This window comes from Kitasatospora sp. NPDC047058, from assembly GCF_040643935.1.
Taxonomy (GTDB): domain Bacteria; phylum Actinomycetota; class Actinomycetes; order Streptomycetales; family Streptomycetaceae; genus Kitasatospora.
The window spans coordinates 1-17,465 of sequence record NZ_JBEYVJ010000041.1 but is presented as its reverse complement, the minus strand read 5'-3'; the positions used below and the strand labels follow the sequence as shown (position 1 = coordinate 17,465).

Here is a 17,465-nt window from a genome sequence, read left to right as displayed (position 1 = left end):
AGTCCTTACTCGGTGACGGGGGAAGCGTCGGGCGTGGTGTCCGTGGTCGGTGCGTCGCCGCTCTTCGCCTGCTGGGCGGCGCGGCGGAAGGCCCCCAGCCGGGCGGCGGCGGTGGCCGCGTCGGCGCGGGCGGGCTTGGCGGCGGGGGCCGCCGGGGCTGCGGTGGCGAGCGTCTGGCCGCGGCGGCGCTGCGGCAGGCCGCTCTCGGTGACCTGCACCGCCGCGGCGGGCCGGGCGGCCGGGGCGGGGGCCGCCGAGGTGGCCGCGGCGGGAGCCGGGGTGGCCGGGGCGGGGGCCAGGGCGTCGGGTACGGCGGGCGCCGGGCGCGCGGCGGTGAGCGCCGGCGCCGGGGCGGAGGCGGGCGCGGGCGTCAGCGCCGGGCGCGCGGAGGACGGTCCGGCCGTCCGCACCGGCGCCGGGGCGGCCGCGGGCTCCGGCGCGGGGTGCGTCACCAGCTGCTGCGGGATCAGCATCACCACCCCCGTGCCGCCGCGCGCCGACGGCCGGAAGGAGATCTGCAGCCCGTGCTTGCGGGCCAGCGAGCCGACCACCGCAAGGCCGAGCCGGGTACCCGCCGAGAGCGTCGCGAGGTCCAGCGGCTCGGCGGAGACGGCCCGTTCGGCCCGGCGCAGCCAGCTCTCGCTGAGGCCCAGGCCGCTGTCCTCGACGGTGACCGCCAGCCCGGCCGGCACCTCCTCGACGTAGACGTGCACCTCCGCCGGCGGGGCGGAGAAGTTGGTGGCGTTGTCCAGCAGTTCGGCCAGCGCGTGCATCACGCCCTCGGCCGCGAATCCGGCCACGGCGGCGCTGCTGGCGTTGTGCAGCCGCACCCGCTGGTACGCGCCGATCCGGCCGAGCGCGCCGCGCAGGACCGACTCCACCAGGATCGGCTTGGCCCAGCGCCGGCCCGACCGGGCACCGGTGAGCACCGCGATGCTGTCCGCCATCCGGCCCGCCTGCGCGGTGGAGTGGTCCAGCCGCAGCAGGTCCCCGAGGACCTCCTCGTCATGCCGGTGCTGCATCTCGCGCAGCTCGGCGTGCATGCTCGTGGCCAGCGCCTGGACCCGCCCGGCGGCGGTCGCGCAGACCGCGAGGGCGGCGGCCCGCAGCCGCTCGCCGCGGCCGACCTCCTCGGCGACGACCCGCAGCAGCGCGTACTGGGGGTGCTTGCGGTGCGCGGCCAGCGCACTGTCCACGGATGCGCCGTCACGGAGCTTCCGCATCACCCCGGGCAGCACCTCGGCGGCCAGCCGGTCCAGCTCGGCCCGCTGCGCACGCTCCGCCTCGACCTCGGCCTGCGCCTGGGCCAGGTCACCGCGGGCCACGTCGAATGCGGACTCGGCCCTGGCCCGCAGGCTCCGGTCGGAGTCGCGCTCGGCCTCCGCCACGGCCGCCCGGGCCACCGCGGCCCGCTCGGCCTGCTCGGCGGTGCCGACCAGGACGAGCGCGGCCCTGGCCTCGTCCTCCTTCGCGGCGAGCTGCCCGGTCAGCCGGCGGACGCGCTCGGTGGCGGTCGCCGCCACGCCGACCGCTATCAGCCAGAGCGCCGCGACCGCACAGACCGCGAGGGCGGTCAGCGGCTGGTGGGCCGCCACCGCCCGGACGGCCGCGGCCGGAGCGACGACCACCGCCAGGAGCACGGCGGCCGCCGTGATGAGCGCGGTGCGCGCGGCGGGCCGTCGGGCCGGCCCGCCGTCGGGGCTGGTGCGTTCTGTCATCGGTGCGGTCCTCGGCAGCGGCGGGCGTCGACGGGCGGACGCCGACAGCGGGGGCGGGCGAATGCGCGACCGCCCGGCTGACGTGGTGAAACGTCTCCGGGCGGCTGATCGGTTCACGCTTTCGGCCGATCATATCCATTCAGCTTTTCGCCTCAACCGGCGAGTTGACGGTCAGTCCTCGTCGTTCACGCTTCGTGCACCGAACCGCGACCAGCCCGCCGCACCACCGTCAGCCCAGCCGGGCCTCCAGCGCCCCGCGCAGCGCCGCGAAGTCCAGCCCGTGGTCGGCGATGATCCGCGCCCCGAGCCCCTCGCCCTCCCGGAGCACCCCGAGCAGCAGGTGCCCGACCCCGATCCGGCCGGACTTCAACCGCAGCGACTCCCGCAACGACAGCTCGATCACCTTCCTCGCCCGCGCCGTGAACGGGCTGCGCCGCCCCTTCGGTTCGGACCGGAACCAGCCGCGCCGCCGCGACTCAGACTCCTCCGGCGCCGCATCCAGGGCCCCCTCCCCGAACACCGACTCCACCGCCTCCCGGACCGCGTCCAGGTCCACCCCGATCGCCGCCAGCGCCTGCGCGTCGTCCCCCTCCCCCAGCAGCCGCCGCACCGCCCGCCGAACGGTCTCGTGGTCCAGGCCCGCCTCGACCAGCACCGCCGCCGCCGGCTCCTCCGGCTCCGCCAGGACCGCCAGCAGCAGGTGCTCCGGCCCGACGTACCCGTGCCGCAGCTCCGCCGCCTCCCGCTGCGCCTGCAGCACCGCGCGCCGCGCACCGTCGGTGAATCGCTCGAACATCACTCAGTCTCCGTCCCTCTCCCCGCCGGATTCCCCGGACCCGCGCCGGGCGTACTTCTTGTGCACCGCCTGCCGGCTCACGCCGAGGCAGACCGCGATGTCCTGCCACGACCAGCCCTGCTGCCGCGCACTGCCCACCTGCAACCCCTCCAGCCGGTCCGCCAGGTCACGCAGCGCCCGGACCGCCCGGAGCCCCACCGCCGGATCCCGACTGCCCGCCGCCGCCGCAAGCTCCCTGCCCTCACTCATGATGTCAACCTAGGTTGACACCCCTCCGGCTGTCAACCCTGGTTGACACCGGGGCGCGAAAAAGGCGGGGCGAGGACACGGAAGTCCTCGCCCCGCCTCAGCGGTGGATCACCGCCCGGGGGTCACACCCGGGATCAGCTGCAGCCGCTGGTGGAGCCGCAGCCCTCGCAGAGGTAGCAGCTGCCGGCGCGGCGCATCTTGGTGCCGCAGGAGAAGCAGAGCGGCGCGTCGGCGTTGAGGCCGAGCTGGATCTCCAGCAGCTCCGTGGAGTTGTGGGCCTGGGTCGGGGCGGCCTTGGGGGCCTCGACCGCCGCCGGGGCGGCGGGCTTGGCGACCGGGGCGGACTGAGCCAGCGTCTCGGTGTCCAGCTCCTCGGCCTCGAGCGGCTCGTAGGAACCGGTCTCCAGGTGGCGCTGGCGCTCCTCGACGGAGTGGATGCCGAGCGCCGAGCGGGTCTCGAACGGCAGGAAGTCCAGCGCCAGGCGGCGGAAGATGTAGTCGACGATCGACTGCGCCATCCGCACGTCCGGGTCGTCGGTCAGACCGGCCGGCTCGAAGCGCATGTTGGTGAACTTCGAGACGTAGGTCTCCAGCGGCACGCCGTACTGGAGGCCGACCGAGACGGCGATGGAGAAGGCGTCCATCATGCCCGCGAGGGTCGAGCCCTGCTTGGACATCTTCAGGAAGACCTCGCCGAGGCCGTCGTCCGGGTAGGAGTTGGCGGTCATGTAGCCCTCGGCGCCACCGACCGTGAAGGAGGTGGTGATGCCCGGGCGGCCCTTGGGCAGGCGCTTGCGGACCGGGCGGTACTCGACGACCTTCTGGACCGCGGCCGGGGCGGCCTCGGTCTTGGCCTCGGCGGCCTCCGGAGTCTTGGTCTTCGCCGAGAGCGGCTGGCCGACCTTGCAGTTGTCGCGATAGATGGCGAGTGCCTTCACACCGAGCTTCCAGGCCTCGAAGTAGATCTCCTCGACCTCTTCGACGGTGGCGCTCTCCGGCATGTTCACCGTCTTCGAGATGGCGCCGGAGATCCACGGCTGGATCGCCGACATCATCCGCACGTGGCCCATCGGCGAGATGGAGCGCTCGCCCATCGCGCAGTCGAAGACCTCGTAGTGCGCGGTCCGCAGGCCCGGCGCGTCCACCACGTTGCCGTGCTCGGCGATGTGGGCGACGATCGCCTCGATCTGCTCGTCCTGGTAGCCGAGGCGCTTCAGGGCGCGCGGGACGGTGCCGTTGACGATCTGCATCGAGCCGCCGCCGACGAGCTTCTTGAACTTGACCAGCGCGAGGTCCGGCTCCACGCCGGTGGTGTCGCAGTCCATCATCAGACCGATGGTGCCGGTCGGCGCGAGCACCGAGGCCTGGGCGTTGCGGAAGCCGTTGTCCGCGCCGATGCGCAGCACGTCCTGCCAGGTCGCGGTGGCGGCGGCCCAGACCGGGGCGTCCAGCTCGTCGACCGGGGCGGCGGCCGCGGAGGCGTCGGCGTGCTGCTTCATGACCCGCTGGTGCGGGGCCGCGTTGCGGGCGTAGCCGTCGTACGGGCCGACGACGCCGGCGAGTTCGGCGCCGCGGCGGTAGGCGGTGCCGGTCATCAGGGAGGTGATGGCGCCGGCCAGGGCGCGGCCGCCCTCGCTGTCGTAGGCGTGGCCGGTGGCCATCAGCAGGGCGCCGAGGTTGGCGTAGCCGATGCCGAGCTGGCGGAAGGCGCGGGTGGTCTCGCCGATCTTCTCGGTCGGGAAGTCGGCGAAGCAGATGGAGATGTCCATCGCGGTGATGACCAGCTCGACGACCTTGGCGAAGGTGGCGGCGTCGAACGAGTCGTCGTCGCGCAGGAACTTCATCAGGTTGAGCGAGGCGAGGTTGCAGCTGGAGTTGTCCAGGTGCATGTACTCGGAGCAGGGGTTGGACGCGTTGATGCGGCCGGACTCCGGGCAGGTGTGCCAGTGGTTGATGGTCGAGTCGTACTGGATGCCGGGGTCGGCGCAGGCCCAGGCGGCCTCGGCCATCTTGCGGAAGAGCTTCTTCGCGTCGACGGTCTCGATGACCTCGCCGGTCATCCGGGCGCGGAGGCCGAATTCGGTGCCGTTCTCGACGGCGGTCATGAATTCGTCGTTGACGCGGACCGAGTTGTTGGCGTTCTGGTACTGGACGGAGGTGATGTCGTCGCCGCCCAGGTCCATGTCGAAGCCCGCGTCGCGCAGGGCGCGGATCTTCTCCTCCTCCTTCACCTTGGTCTCGATGAAGGCCTCGACGTCGGGGTGGTCGACGTCCAGGACGACCATCTTGGCCGCGCGGCGGGTGGCGCCGCCGGACTTGATGGTGCCGGCGGAGGCGTCGGCGCCGCGCATGAAGGAGACCGGGCCGGAGGCGTTGCCGCCGGAGGAGAGCAGCTCCTTGGAGGAGCGGATCCGGGAGAGGTTGAGGCCGGCGCCGGAGCCGCCCTTGAAGATCATGCCCTCTTCCTTGTACCAGTCGAGGATCGAGTCCATGGAGTCGTCGACGGCCAGGATGAAGCAGGCGCTGACCTGCTGGGGCTGCTTGGTGCCGACGTTGAACCAGACCGGCGAGTTGAAGCTGAACACCTGGTGGAGGAGGGCGTGGGTCAGCTCGTGCTCGAAGACCTCGGCGTCGGCGGCGGAGGCGAAGTAGCCGTTCTTCTCGCCGGCGGCGCGGTAGGTGAGCACCACGCGGTCGATGATCTGCTTGAGGCTCCACTCGCGCTGGGGGGAGCCGACGGCGCCGCGGAAGTACTTGGACGTGACGATGTTGACGGCGTTGACCGACCAGAAGTCGGGGAACTCGACGCCGCGCTGCTCGAAGTTGATCGAGCCGTCGCGCCAGTTGGTCATGACGACGTCGCGCCGCTCCCAGCGGACCTCGTCGTAGGGGTGGACGCCAGGGGTGGTGTAGATGCGCTCGATCCGCAGACCGCCCTTGGGGGCCTTGCCGGCGCCCTTGGCCGTGGTCTTGTCGGACTTCGACCCGCGTGCGGAACCGCTCGTGGTGTCTGTCACTTCTCGCTCCTCCTCCTGGGCAAACGCCCAAAGTGCCCTGAATAGTCCGGGCACCGCTGGTTCGCTCTTCCGGTGTGCGGACAGGCGACGACCTGCCTGCTTCCGCACGGTTTGTGGTGTTCTGTGCACCGTTTCCGGGCACGCTTCGGCCCCGGGAGGGGGCCGGTGTGGCGGCCGGCCCCGTGGGGCCGGTGTGCTGCGCCGGCCTCCTAGGGCGCGGCGGCGGGGACGGGCACGCAGGTGCCGTCCGCCTCGGGGACGGGCCGCTCGGCGCGGAGTTCCGCGATGGCGGCCTCGAAGTCTTCCAGTCCGTCGTACGCCTGGTACACGCTGGCGAACCGCAGGAAGGCGACCACGTCGAGTTCCTTCAGCGGTCCGAGTATGGCCAGCCCGACGTCGTGGGTGGTGAGCTCGGCGTTGCCGGTGGCCCGCACGCACTCCTCGACCCGCTGGCCGAGCTGGGCGAGGGCGTCCTCGGTGACCGGGCGGCCCTGGCAGGCCTTGCGGACTCCGGAGATGACCTTCTCCCGGGAGAAGGGCTCGGTGACGCCGCTGCGCTTGATGACCATGAGCGCGGCCGTTTCCACCGTGGTGAAGCGGCGGCTGCAGTCCGGGCACTGCCGGCGACGGCGGATCGCGCTGCCGTCTTCGGTGGTCCGACTGTCGACGACGCGGCTGTCGGAGTGCCGGCAGAAGGGGCAGTGCACCTGAGGATCCCTCCCTGGCAGGACGTGCGGACTCGTCGAGTCTATGCGATGACGACGGTGCCTCGCCAAGCTGATCATGCGACGTGACCACTAGTACTGGGCACGGTGAGGACTGTAGCCACTACATGTAGGTCTCAGGGGGAAGCGGGACGCCTGGCGTGTCGGCCCGGATTAGACTGCCGGAGTCGACTTCGAGTCGAACATTTAATCGATGTACAACAAAGCCTTGATCGAGTCAGCCAACTCCCGAATAATTCACTCGAACGTGTGTTTGGCGCAACCTTTCGATAGGAGGTGCCGTTGGGCTGGAAAAGGGAGAGGACAGCCGTCGAGAGGGGCCGCCGTGAACACGATCGAAAGCAACACCATCCCGGTGCAGGAACACTCCCAGCTCAAGGTGGGGCAGCGCACCACGAACCAGCAGAGTGTGGACGTCAGCATGGACCGTAGCGAAGAACACCGCCTCTCCGGCCCGGCCATTTCCAACACGAGCCGCGTTCCCGACCAGCCGATCGAGCACTCCCCCGTGCTGGACGACGCGCACCCCGCGCCCGCGCGCTCGATGCCGGGGCGCCCTCCCGGCATCCGCACCGACGAGGCCGGGCTGACCGAGCGCCAGCGCCGGGTGATCGAGGTCATCCGGGACTCCGTCCAGCGCCGCGGCTACCCGCCGTCCATGCGCGAGATCGGCCAGGCCGTCGGCCTGTCCAGCACCTCGTCGGTGGCCCACCAGCTGATGGCCCTGGAGCGCAAGGGCTTCCTCCGCCGGGACCCGCACCGCCCGCGCGCCTACGAGGTCCGCGGCGTCGAGGTGGCCCGCCCCAACACCGCCGAGACGGCCGGGCGCCCCTCCACCTCGTACGTGCCGCTGGTCGGCCGGATCGCCGCCGGCGGTCCGATCCTGGCCGAGCAGACGGTCGAGGACGTCTTCCCGCTGCCGCGTCAACTCGTCGGCGAGGGCGAGCTGTTCGCGCTCACCGTGCGCGGCGACTCGATGATCGAGGCGGCCATCTGCGACGGCGACTGGGTCACCGTCCGCCGCCAGCCGGTCGCCGAGAACGGCGACATCGTGGCCGCGATGATCGACGGCGAGGCCACCGTGAAGCGGCTCAAGCGCGAGGACGGCCGGATCTGGCTGATGCCGCACAACCCGGCGTACGAGCCGATCAACGGCGACAACGCGACCATCCTGGGCAAGGTCGTCGCGGTCCTGCGCCGCCTCTGACGCCCGCACCACGGCACGCACCGGGAAGGGGCTCCACCGCACTGCGGGGAGCCCCTCCGGCGTCTTCGCGGAAGGCCGGGCCCGGCGCGGTCCGCCGGGCGGCCGCTACCCCCGCTTGGCCACCGGCCGGACCGGCGCCGCCGAGGCGTCGATCGCGGCCAGCGAGCGCCGCACCTGGTTGCGGTCCGTGGTGTACCAGAACTCCGGCATCGAGGACCGGAAGAAGCCCCCGTACCGCTTGGTCTCCACCCGCGGGTCCAGCACCGCCACCACGCCGCGGTCGTCGGCCGCACGCACCAGCCGCCCGGCGCCCTGGGCCATCAGCAGCGCCGCGTGGGTGGCCGCGACGGCCATGAAGCCGTTCCCGCCGCGCTGTTCGACGTCCTTCTGGCGGGCGCTCATCAGCGGGTCGTCCGGGCGCGGGAACGGGATCCGGTCCATCACCACCAGCTGGCAGGCCGATCCGGGCACGTCCACGCCCTGCCAGAGCGAGAGCGTCCCGAACAGGCAGGTGGTGGCGTCCGAGGCGAACTCGCGGATCAGCTCGCCCAGCGTGTCCTCGCCCTGCAGCAGGATCCGGTTGTCCAGCCGCTCGCGCATCGCCTCGGCCGCCGCCTGGGCCCCCCGCATCGAGGAGAACAGGCCCAGCGTCCGCCCGCCGGCGGCGCCGATCAGCTCGGCCAGCTCGTCCAGCATGTCCGGCCGCTCCGGGTCGCGGCCCGGGTCGGCCAGGTGCCTGGCGACGTAGAGGATGCCCTGCTTGGGGTACTTGAACGGGGAGCCGACGTCGATGCCCCGCCAGTGCGGCACCGGTTCGTCCCCGAAGCCGGCGCCGCCCTCGGGGTTGTCACCGGGCTTGCGCTCGTCCGGCAGCCGGGCCTCCGAGGGCAGGCCGACCGAGGCGGCCACGCCGTTGAAGTCCCCGCCGAGCTTGAGGGTGGCCGAGGTGAGCACCACCGAGCGCTCCTTGTACAGGCCCTCGCGCAGCAGCCCGGAGACGCTCAGCGGGGCGACCCGCAGCGAGGCGGCGCCCAGCCCGAAGCGGTCGCTGCGCTCGATCCAGACCACGTCGTACTCGGAGTCGGCGAGCAGCCGCTCGGCCGTCTCGTGCAGCGTCTCCGCGGAGGCCATCGCCTGCTTGCGCACCGCGTCCTCGTCGCTGAGCGCCTTGTCCCTGGTCTCGCCGAGCGAGGTGATCACCTGGCGGCTGGCGTCCCGGATCGCGGTGACCGCGTACGCCAGGTACTCGGGCAGCTCCTCCACCCGGCCGGGCTGGGCGGTCTCCATCAGGCCGTGGTAGTTCTCCGCGGCGGCCTGGAGGGCGTCCACGGCCTTCTCGTTGGCCAGCCGGGCGGCCCGCTTCACCGCCCGGTTGACGGCGCCGACGGTGAGCTCGGCGGTGGCCGCACCGGTGACCCGGTTGACCAGTTCGTGCGCCTCGTCGACGATCAGCAGCCCGTGCTCGGGCAGCACCGGTGCGCCCTCGATCGCGTCGATCGCCAGCATCGCGTGGTTGGTGACCACGACGTCGGCCAGCTTGGCCCGCTCGCGGGCCTTCTCGGCGAAGCACTCCTGCCCGTACGCGCACCGGGTGGCGCCCAGGCACTCCTTGGAGGTGACCGAGAGCTGGGCCCAGGCCTTGTCCGAGACGCCGGGCGACATGTCGTCCCGGTCGCCGGTCTCGGTCTCGTCCGCCCAGTCGCGCAGCCGCAGCACCTCCTGCCCGAGCTTGCCGGCCGGGCCGCCCATCGCCTCGACCGGGTCGAACAGGCCCTCGCCCTCCTCGCTCGGGGTGCCCTCGTTGGCCCGGTGCAGGCACAGGTAGTTGGAGCGGCCCTTGAGCATCGCGAACAGCGGGCGCCGGCGCAGCACCGGATGCAGCGCCTCCACCGTGCGCGGCAGGTCCCGCTCGACCAGCTGGCGTTGGAGCGCCAGGGTGGCGGTGGCGACCACCACGCGGTCCCCGTGGGCGAGGGCCGGGACCAGGTAGGCCAGGGACTTCCCGGTGCCGGTGCCGGCCTGCACCAGCAGGTGCTCGCCGTGGTCGACGGCGTCGGCGACGGCCTCGGCCATCCGGGCCTGGCCGGGGCGCTCGACGCCGCCGACGGCCGCCACCGCGGCGTGCAGCAGCTCGGGCAGTTGGGCGCGCGGGACGGCCTCGACCGCGGCCGAATCGTCGGCTGCGTCCTCGGCTGCGTCGGCGGGGAGCTGGGATTCGGAGTCGTTCGTCATGACCCTCCCACCCTACGGGGCGGGGGTGACAATCCGGTCCCGTCGTCCGGGCAGCGCGGCCGCTCCCTCCGGGGTCAGGGCGTTCGGGACGGTGCCGTGCCGGGCCGCGTGCGGGCGGTGCGGGCGGTCGCGGTAGCCGTCGAGGAGCAGCCGGTTGCGGTTGAGGCAGAGCCGGTCGATCTCCGGGCGGAACAGGTCGAACAGCGCGAACCGCTCCTTGAGCTCGGGGAAGCGCTCCTGGTGGCGGAGGACCTCGGCCCGCAGCAGGGTCCAGAACTCCGCCTCGGGCAGGCCGGTCTGCGCCTCCAGCAGCGGGGCGAGGTAGCGGAGGACGCCGATGAAGAGGCCGGAGTGGAGGAACTGGCAGAGGCCCTGCGGGTCCTCGCGCAGCAGCACCCCGGCGACCTCGGCGGGCAGGTCGCGCAGCTCGGGGAGGTCCTGGTCGCTGAGGTTGACGTCGTCCACGAAGTCCTTGACGGCCAGCCGCACGGGGGTGTCGGCGGCGTCGAAGACCAGGATGGCGTTCTCGCCGTGCGGGGAGAAGACCAGGCCGTACCGGTAGAGGAAGTGCAGCAGCGGCGGCAGCACGGCGGCGAACAGCCGGGCGGTCCAGGCGGCGGGGGTCAGCCCGGAGCGGGCGACCAGTTCGGCGGCCAGCGCCCGGCCGTCGGAGCCGGTCTGCAGCAGCGCGGCCAGGGTGCGGCCGCGTTCGCCGGGGTCCAGGGCCGGGCCGAGCGGTTCGCGCCAGATCGCGCCGAGCAGCTCCTTGTACTGGTAGGGGGCCTCGGGGAGCTCGCGGTAGAGCGGGTGGTCGACGGTGACGGAGGCGATCTCGCCGAGCAGGACGACCCGGCACTCGTCCCGCAGGAAGGGGTCGGCGTCGCGGAGGCCGTGGATCCAGGCGGTGACGGCGGGCGCGGCGAGGGTGCGTTCGGTCGGCAGGCCGCGCCAGACCAGGGTGTTGAGGATGGCCAGCGGCAGTTTGACCGTGCAGCGGTCGGGGCGGGTGTGGTTGAAGAAGGAGCGGATGGACTGCTGGGGCAGCCGCAGGTCCCCGTCGGAGGGCAGCGGGACGATCTCGCCGGAGGCGATCCAGGGGGCGAACAGCGGGACGACGGTCTCGTCCCACTGCCAGGGGTGGACGGGCAGCAGCAGGTAGTCGTCGGCGTCCGGGCCGAGGGCGGCGCGCAGGGCGTCCGGGTCGTCGAGCTCGCGGGCGTAGAGCTGCCCGGGCTCGGCGAGGCCGGGGACGCCGCGGTACTGGGCGAGCCGGCGGTGGACGGCGATCCAGGGCAGCGGCAGCGGGGTGCGCGCCTCGGGGGCCCAGCGGGCGGCGTCGGCGGCGGAGAACCCGATCCGGCCCTTGTTGGGGACGATCCAGGGGTGGCCGGTCTGCCGGCCCTCCAGTTCGGGGTGGCCGAGGTCGGCGAGTTCAGCGGCGGTGAGCGCGGTGGCGAGGTGGTGGGCGTCGGCGATCAGGGTCGCGGTGAGCTCGCGGACGAGGTGTCCGGTGGTCTCGCCGGTCAGGCCGAGGGTGTGCCGGGCGTAGGGGAGGAAGCGCAGCGGGTCGAGACCGTCCGGCCGGGTGCAGTGCACCGAGTCCTCGTCGACCAGCCAGCTGCCGTAGGCGCCGCGGCGGGCGGTGAAGCGGTACTCGGCCTCGGGCAGCGGGAGCAGGTACTCGCCGTCGGCGGCTCCGGCGAGCGGGGTGATCAGTTCCTCGTAGGCGAACTCGCCGAGCATCTTGGCCAGCAGCGCGCGGCCGGCCCGCCGCCAGTGCCCGGCGGTGAGCTGCGGGGGCAGGTAGAGCGGCGGTTCAGCGGCCGGCGGCTGCGGCACGGGTCAGCTCCTGGGGGCGGGGGACGGTGGTGGCGGGGGCGGGGCCGGCGGTCGTGGGCGCGGTGGCCGTGGGGGCGATGCCGGCGGGGGCGGGGCGGGGCGGGGCGAAGCCGGTCCAGGCGGTGCGGGTGGGCAGCCGGTGGACGGTCCGGCCGGTGACCGCGTTGAGGATCACCGCGGCCCGGTGGGCGCCCAGGCCCAGGTCGGGGGTGCCGACGCCGTGGGTGTGCAGTTCGGCGTTCTGGACGTACAGCCCGCCGGTGAGCCCGGGCCGGGTGGCGACCCGGTGGTCGAGGTCGACCCGGTAGCGTCCGGCGGCGTCCCAGTCGATCAGGTCGGCGAGCGGTTCCAGGGCGGCCGGGCGGGCGGCGCGGTAGCCGGTGGCGAGCACCACGGCGTCGGTGCGCAGGACGTGCTCGGCGCCGGAGTCGGTGTGCCGGCAGCGGAGTTCGAGGCCGCCGCACGGGCCGGGGCGGGCGTCGGTGACGGCGGTGCCGGGGGTGATCTCGACCGGGTCCGCGTCGATCGGGCGGCCGATGGTCCGCTCGTACAGGTGGTCGTGGATCTCGGCGAGGGTTTCGGCGCTGGCGGCCTTGTGCAGCTGCCACTGGGCCTCGACCAGGGTGTCGCGGACCGGTTCGGGGAGGCCGTGGAAGTACCGGGTGTAGTCGGGGGTGAAGTGCTCCAGGCCGAGCTTGGAGTACTCCATCGGCGCGAGCGCCCTGGTCCGGGTGAGCCAGCGCAGCCGGACGCCGTCGCCGGCGTGGCGGCGCAGCAGGTCGAGGAAGACCTCGGCGCCGGACTGCCCGCTGCCGACGACGGTGATGTCGCGGGCGCCGTCCAGGCCGGCGCGGCGCTCCAGGTAGTCGGCGGAGTGGAAGGCCCGCGGGTGGCCGGCCAGGCCGGCGAAGGCCCCGGGCAGGACCGGGCGGGTGCCGACGCCGAGCGCGAGGTTGCGGGCGTGCACCTGCTCGCTGCGGCCGGTGGCGGTGTCGGTCAGTTCGGCCCGGTAGCGGTCGCCCTCCCAGTGCAGGGCGGTCACCTCGGTGCCGAAGCGGCAGTTGGCGAGCCGTTCGGCGGCCCAGCGGCAGTAGTGGTCGTACTCCCGCCGGGGCAGCTGGAAGCGCTCGGCGAAGTAGAACGGGAAGAGCCGGTCCTGATCGCGCAGGTAGTTGAGGAAGGACCAGCGGTTGGTCGGGTCGACCAGGGAGACCAGGTCGGCGAGGAAGGGCACCTGCATCCGGGCCCCGTCGACCAGCATCCCGGGGTGCCAGCGGAACTCCGGCCGCTGGTCGCAGAAGAGCGTGCGCAGGCCGGGCACGGGCTCGGCGAGCGCGGCGAGCGAGAGGTTGAACGGGCCGATGCCGACGCCGAGCAGGTCGTACGGCGCCGGCCGGGGTGCGGGGGTGTCCATGGGGTGGTGGGTGTCCTAGGCGGGGTTCGGGGTGGGCGGCAGGGCGGCAGGGCGGGCGCGCGGTCGCGATCAGCGGTCGCGGATCGGTCGCGGTTCAGCGGTCGCGGATCATCAGGGCGGCGCGCTTGTCGGGGAGGTCGAGTTCGGCCGCCGCCCGGAACCCGGCCCGCTCGAAGGCACGGACCGAGCGCCGGTTGCGGACGTCGGGCTCGGCCACCACCCGCTCGCAGCCGGGCCGTTCGCGCAGGATGCGGTCGGCGAGCGCGGCGAGCAGGGTGGCGCCGAGGCCACGCCCCCGGCGGTCGGCGGGGCCGAGCAGCAGGTGGACGCCGGTGTCGTGGGGGCGGGCGGGGTAGTGCGCGGCGAGCGGGTCGAGGTCGGCGCGGTAGATCTCCCAGTAGCTCATCGGGGTGCCGTCGAGCAGGCCGAGGCAGGGCTCGCTGTGGCCGCCGCCGCCCTGGGCCCGGACGTGCCGTTCGGTGGTGGCGGGCGGCCCGGCGAGATCCCAGAAGGCGGCCACCTCCGGGTCGTTCATCCAGCCGGCGAGCAGCTCCAGGTCGGCGGGCAGCCGGACCGGGCGGAGCCGGAACTCGCCGGCGGCCGTGGGCATGGCGCCCCAGCAGTCGCCGGGGCCGCCACCGGCCGGGGCCGCGGTGGAGGTCACGCGCCCGCCACCGGGTTGGGGATGTCGACGTAGACGGACTGGGTGGCGACCGGCCCGACCAGTTCGTCCATGCCGTTGATCCGGGTGAGCAGGTTGGCCTTGCACGGCAGGGTGGCCGCGTCCAGCAGCAGTGCGGGCAGCCGGGAGCCGGTGGCGGCGGCCCGGGGGCTGCCGAGGAAGCTCCGCAGCGCGGCCAGCAGGACCGCTTCGTCGGCGAGCCGCTGGGAGCCGAGGGCGCCGATCAGGCCGAGGACGTGGTTGATGCCGAGGTAGTAGACGAAGTGGTGGTCGATCACCTCGTCGGCGAGGAAGGTGTCGCTCCGGCTGCCGAGGCCGGGCAGCCGGGCGGTGAGCCGGGCGGCGGCGCTCTGCCGGTAGTAGAAGCCCTGGTTGTCCCGGTAGCGCCCGCCGGTGGGCCAGCCAGCGGCGTCGAGCAGCACGAGGCTGTTCTGCTGGTGCGCCTCCAGGGCGATGCCGGCCTGTCCGTCGAGCCAGAGGACGGGGAGCACGACGGCGTCCAGGTAGCGCAGGAACCATTCGGCGGTCACGGTGACCAGCGGGCGGCCGCAGCGGGCGGCGAGGGCGCGCAGGGTGTCGCCGAGCCGGGAGGGGACGGTCGCGCCGGTGCCGGACGGCTGTTCGGCGACCAGTCCGGCCACGCAGAGGGCACGGTCGGCGGGGGCGAAGGGCTGGGCGCGCAGCACGGCGTCCAGGCCGCCGGGGTCGCCGAGGGCGGGGTGGTCGACGCCGATCCAGGCGGGGTCGCGGACGACGTCGAAGCCGGGGTGGGCGGTCCGCCACTCGGCGGCGAGGCCGCTCTCCAGCAGCCGGTGCATCTCCAGGCCGCGGTGCAGTTCCTTGCGGAGGTTCTCCCGGCGGGAGTTGGTGATCCGCAGGCCGAGCGAGAGCTTCAGCATCCAGGGGGTGCCGGGCCGGTAGACGGTGCGGACGGAGGAGGTGGGGTACCAGGGCTCGCCGGCCGGGCCGAGGTCGTGCAGCAGGCCGTCGGCGAGTAGTGCGGCGACGGCCGGGCGCAGCGCCAGTTCGCGGGCCTGCCACGGGTGCAGGGGCAGCGCGGCGGTGCCGGGCGGCAGCGGGGCGTGGTCGCCGAGCAGTCGGGCGGTGATCCGGTCGGCGCTCTCGGTCAGCGCGGAGCCGGCCGCGAGCAGTTCGCGGTCGACGGCGTACCAGTGCAGTTGGAAGGAGCCGTGCAGCTCCGGGGAGTAGGCGGCGCTCTGTGCGGGGCCGAGGCCGTCGCGGCTCTTGGGGGTGGGGTGCATCGGGTGGCCGAGCAGCAGGGACTGTTCGGCGGCGAGGAAGTGCGAGCCCTCCGGTCCGCCGCGGGCGGCGGCGGTGCGGTGGTGGGCGAGGATGTCGGCGGTGCGGACGACGGAGTCGGCGACCCGGGCGGCGAGGTCGGCGACCTGGCCGGGATCGGGGCGGTCGGCGGCCGCGGCGGCCAGCAGTGCGGCCGTGGTGACCGCGTCGACCGGGGCGTCGCGGGCCTCCCCCGCGGGGGTCTCGCCCGCGGGGGTCTCGCCGGCCGAGAGGGTGGCCGGGCCGAAGCGGTGCCAGCCGGCCGGCGACCAGTAGCGGACCGGGGCGGAGAGCCGGGCGGCGCCGCCGAGGACGGCGATCCGCAGCCGCCCGTCCGGTCCGGGGGTGGCCCCGGTCTCCCGGGCCCAGCAGCGCAACAGTCCTTCCAGCGCGGCGTGTTCGGCGGCGACGGCCGGATCCGGGTGCAGCAGCGGGTCGGCCCCGGCCGGGGCGGTGCCGACGGCCGGAGTCGTGCCGACGGCCGGGGCGGTACCGACGGCCGCCGCCGTGCCGGCCGTGGCGACGGTGGTCACGGGCGGGCCGGAAGGGGCGGCGGGCGGGGCCGGGGCGGCGGGCGGGGCTCCGGTGAGGGCGGTGCTCAAGGCTGCTCCTAGGGGCGCGTGAGGTGCGGACGCGCGCGGGTCCGGCGGGCGCTCGCACCGTCGCGTCAGGTAAGGGTTACCTATCCCGGACGGGTGATCACAAGGACGGATCACTCGTCCGGGTGAAGCGCAGTGATTGTTCACCCCTGAGGTGGGGGGCCGTGCCGCGGCAACGGGACAACCAGGACTCCGTCACAGATCGGTGACCTCGGCTCAGGTCCGCAACCCGGGGGTCGGCCGGTGTCGTCCTGGTGGCCAGTGGGAGACTCCAGGACGAGCCAACGCCGGACAGGACCATCAGGGGGAAGCGAACACCATGCCATCGATCCACCGGTCAGCCGTGGCCGCGGCCCTTGCCGCCGGCACCCTGTTCGCCGTGACCGCCTGCGGTCCGGACGGTCCCGCGGGCGGTGGGGGCACCGCCGCGCCGCCGCCGGCCTCGGCGAGCGCCACCGGTCCGACCGCCGCGGGCGGCGGCGCGATCGGCGGCCTCACCCTGCCCTCCGGCCTCCCGAGCGGCCTGCTGGAGGGCCTGCCGAAGAGCTGGGAGGACCTCAAGAAGTGGAGCTTCGACGACTGGGACAAGTGGGCGTCCAAGCACGTCTTCAACAACCCGGTCGTCAAGGACTTCTGGAACCCGGACAACATGGGCGACTCCAAGCCCGCCGACCCGGCACCGCCCACCGCCAAGCCGGCCGGCGACACCGGGGTCACCGACCCCGAGCCGCCCGCGGTCAAGGCGACGCCGGTGGCGCGCCCGTACACCAAGCAGCCCTCCGGGAAGGTCTTCTTCAGCGCCGAGGGCGGCCGGGGCAACTGCTCGGCCACCGTGATCGCCGACCCCGCGCACCCCGGCAAGAGCAACCTGGTCTGGACGGCCGGGCACTGCGTCCACCCGGGCAAGGGCGGCGACTTCTTCAAGGACCTGGTCTTCGTCCCCGCGTACAACAACTCCGGTGCCTCCAGCGGCGGCAAGAAGGCCCCGCTGTCCGAGCTCGCCCCGCTCGGCACCTGGTGGGCCAAGGACGTGGTGACCTCGCCGCAGTGGACGGTCGAGGGCGGCGGCACCGGTGACGCCGCCAGCCAGTACGACTTCGCGGTCATGCGGGTGCAGAACCAGAACGACACCGGCAAGTCGCTGGAGGAGACGGTCGGTGCGGCCGTCCCGGTCTGGTTCGACGCCCCGCGCGACAAGATCAGCGTCTCCGCCGTCGGCTACCCGCTCTACAAGCCCTTCGACGGCCAGGAGCTGTACAAGTGCGACGGCGGCAAGCCGGCGCGGCTCTCCTTCGACCCGAAGCGGCCGTCGATGCACACCATCGGCTGCACCATGACCCAGGGCTCCAGCGGCGGCGGCTGGTTCGCGGCGATGCCGGACGGGAAGCTCGCTCTGGTCAGCAACACCTCGATCGGCACGCAGGACCACACCTCGCTGAGCGGCCCGTACCTGGAGACGGTCGCCAAGCAGGCCCTGGACTACATCTCCCGCAAGCAGAAGTAGCAGCCGCCCACCGCGCAACCGACCGACGGGGGACCGATCACCATGCCACCGACCACCGTGCCGGGAGCCGGCCGCCGGGCCGCGACGGCCGGCGCCGCCGTGCTCGCCGCGCTCGCCCTCACCGCGACCGCCTGCGGGCCGGACAACGGGACGAGCGGCGAGGCCGCGGGCGCGCCGTCCGTGA

12 protein-coding genes are annotated in these 17,465 nt (G+C 73.8%); 2 read left to right on the top strand and 10 right to left on the bottom strand.

Going from position 1 to position 17,465, the window contains the following annotated elements:
- Nucleotides 1-5: 5 nt before the first annotated feature.
- The 5 genes from ABZ885_RS09235 to nrdR form a co-directional block, all read right to left on the bottom strand.
- Nucleotides 6-1,718 carry an ATP-binding protein gene (locus ABZ885_RS09235; RefSeq protein WP_360185395.1) on the bottom strand — a complete coding sequence of 571 codons (1,713 nt, stop codon included), beginning with the start codon at nucleotides 1,716-1,718 and terminating at the stop codon, nucleotides 6-8.
- A gap of 229 nt (nucleotides 1,719-1,947) precedes the next feature.
- Entirely contained in the window at nucleotides 1,948-2,514 is a 567-nt protein-coding gene (locus ABZ885_RS09230; RefSeq protein ID WP_360185392.1) for a Clp protease N-terminal domain-containing protein, read from the bottom strand.
- 3 nt (nucleotides 2,515-2,517) lie between these two features.
- The gene (locus tag ABZ885_RS09225) at nucleotides 2,518-2,763 is read right to left on the bottom strand and encodes an RNA polymerase subunit sigma-70 (RefSeq protein ID WP_360185389.1); all 246 of its coding nucleotides are present in this window, start codon (nucleotides 2,761-2,763) and stop codon (nucleotides 2,518-2,520) included.
- A gap of 134 nt (nucleotides 2,764-2,897) precedes the next feature.
- Complete coding sequence (locus ABZ885_RS09220) at nucleotides 2,898-5,780, bottom strand: vitamin B12-dependent ribonucleotide reductase (RefSeq protein ID WP_360185386.1); 2,883 nt, start codon at nucleotides 5,778-5,780, stop codon at nucleotides 2,898-2,900.
- Between the two features lie 209 nt (nucleotides 5,781-5,989).
- Complete coding sequence (gene nrdR, locus ABZ885_RS09215) at nucleotides 5,990-6,487, bottom strand: transcriptional regulator NrdR (RefSeq protein WP_360185382.1); 498 nt, start codon at nucleotides 6,485-6,487, stop codon at nucleotides 5,990-5,992.
- Between the two features lie 343 nt (nucleotides 6,488-6,830).
- On the opposite strand from nrdR, the gene lexA reads away from it, so the two are divergent.
- A complete protein-coding gene (lexA, locus tag ABZ885_RS09210) occupies nucleotides 6,831-7,712 on the top strand; it encodes a transcriptional repressor LexA (protein WP_360185379.1) in 882 nt (293 codons plus the stop codon).
- A 105-nt stretch (nucleotides 7,713-7,817) separates the two neighbouring features.
- Here lexA and ABZ885_RS09205 read toward each other — a convergent pair whose 3' ends face one another.
- From ABZ885_RS09205 to ABZ885_RS09185, 5 genes are all read right to left on the bottom strand, one after another.
- Complete coding sequence (locus tag ABZ885_RS09205; protein ID WP_360185376.1) at nucleotides 7,818-9,944, bottom strand: ATP-dependent DNA helicase; 2,127 nt, start codon at nucleotides 9,942-9,944, stop codon at nucleotides 7,818-7,820.
- A gap of 12 nt (nucleotides 9,945-9,956) precedes the next feature.
- Nucleotides 9,957-11,783: an IucA/IucC family siderophore biosynthesis protein gene (locus ABZ885_RS09200; protein ID WP_360185373.1), complete on the bottom strand. Its 1,827-nt coding sequence runs from the start codon at nucleotides 11,781-11,783 to the stop codon at nucleotides 9,957-9,959.
- Nucleotides 11,761-13,197: a SidA/IucD/PvdA family monooxygenase gene (locus tag ABZ885_RS09195; RefSeq protein ID WP_360185370.1), complete on the bottom strand. Its 1,437-nt coding sequence runs from the start codon at nucleotides 13,195-13,197 to the stop codon at nucleotides 11,761-11,763. The genes ABZ885_RS09200 and ABZ885_RS09195 overlap by 23 nt, the downstream gene beginning before the upstream one ends.
- Nucleotides 13,198-13,291: 94 nt before the next feature.
- Nucleotides 13,292-13,966: a GNAT family N-acetyltransferase gene (locus tag ABZ885_RS09190; protein WP_360185367.1), complete on the bottom strand. Its 675-nt coding sequence runs from the start codon at nucleotides 13,964-13,966 to the stop codon at nucleotides 13,292-13,294.
- Complete coding sequence (locus ABZ885_RS09185; protein WP_360185364.1) at nucleotides 13,858-15,780, bottom strand: IucA/IucC family protein; 1,923 nt, start codon at nucleotides 15,778-15,780, stop codon at nucleotides 13,858-13,860. The genes ABZ885_RS09190 and ABZ885_RS09185 overlap by 109 nt, the downstream gene beginning before the upstream one ends.
- Nucleotides 15,781-16,096: 316 nt before the next feature.
- Between ABZ885_RS09185 and ABZ885_RS09180 the strand changes: the two genes are divergently transcribed.
- Nucleotides 16,097-17,281: a hypothetical protein gene (locus ABZ885_RS09180; RefSeq protein ID WP_360185360.1), complete on the top strand. Its 1,185-nt coding sequence runs from the start codon at nucleotides 16,097-16,099 to the stop codon at nucleotides 17,279-17,281.
- The last annotated feature ends 184 nt before the right edge of the window (nucleotides 17,282-17,465 follow it).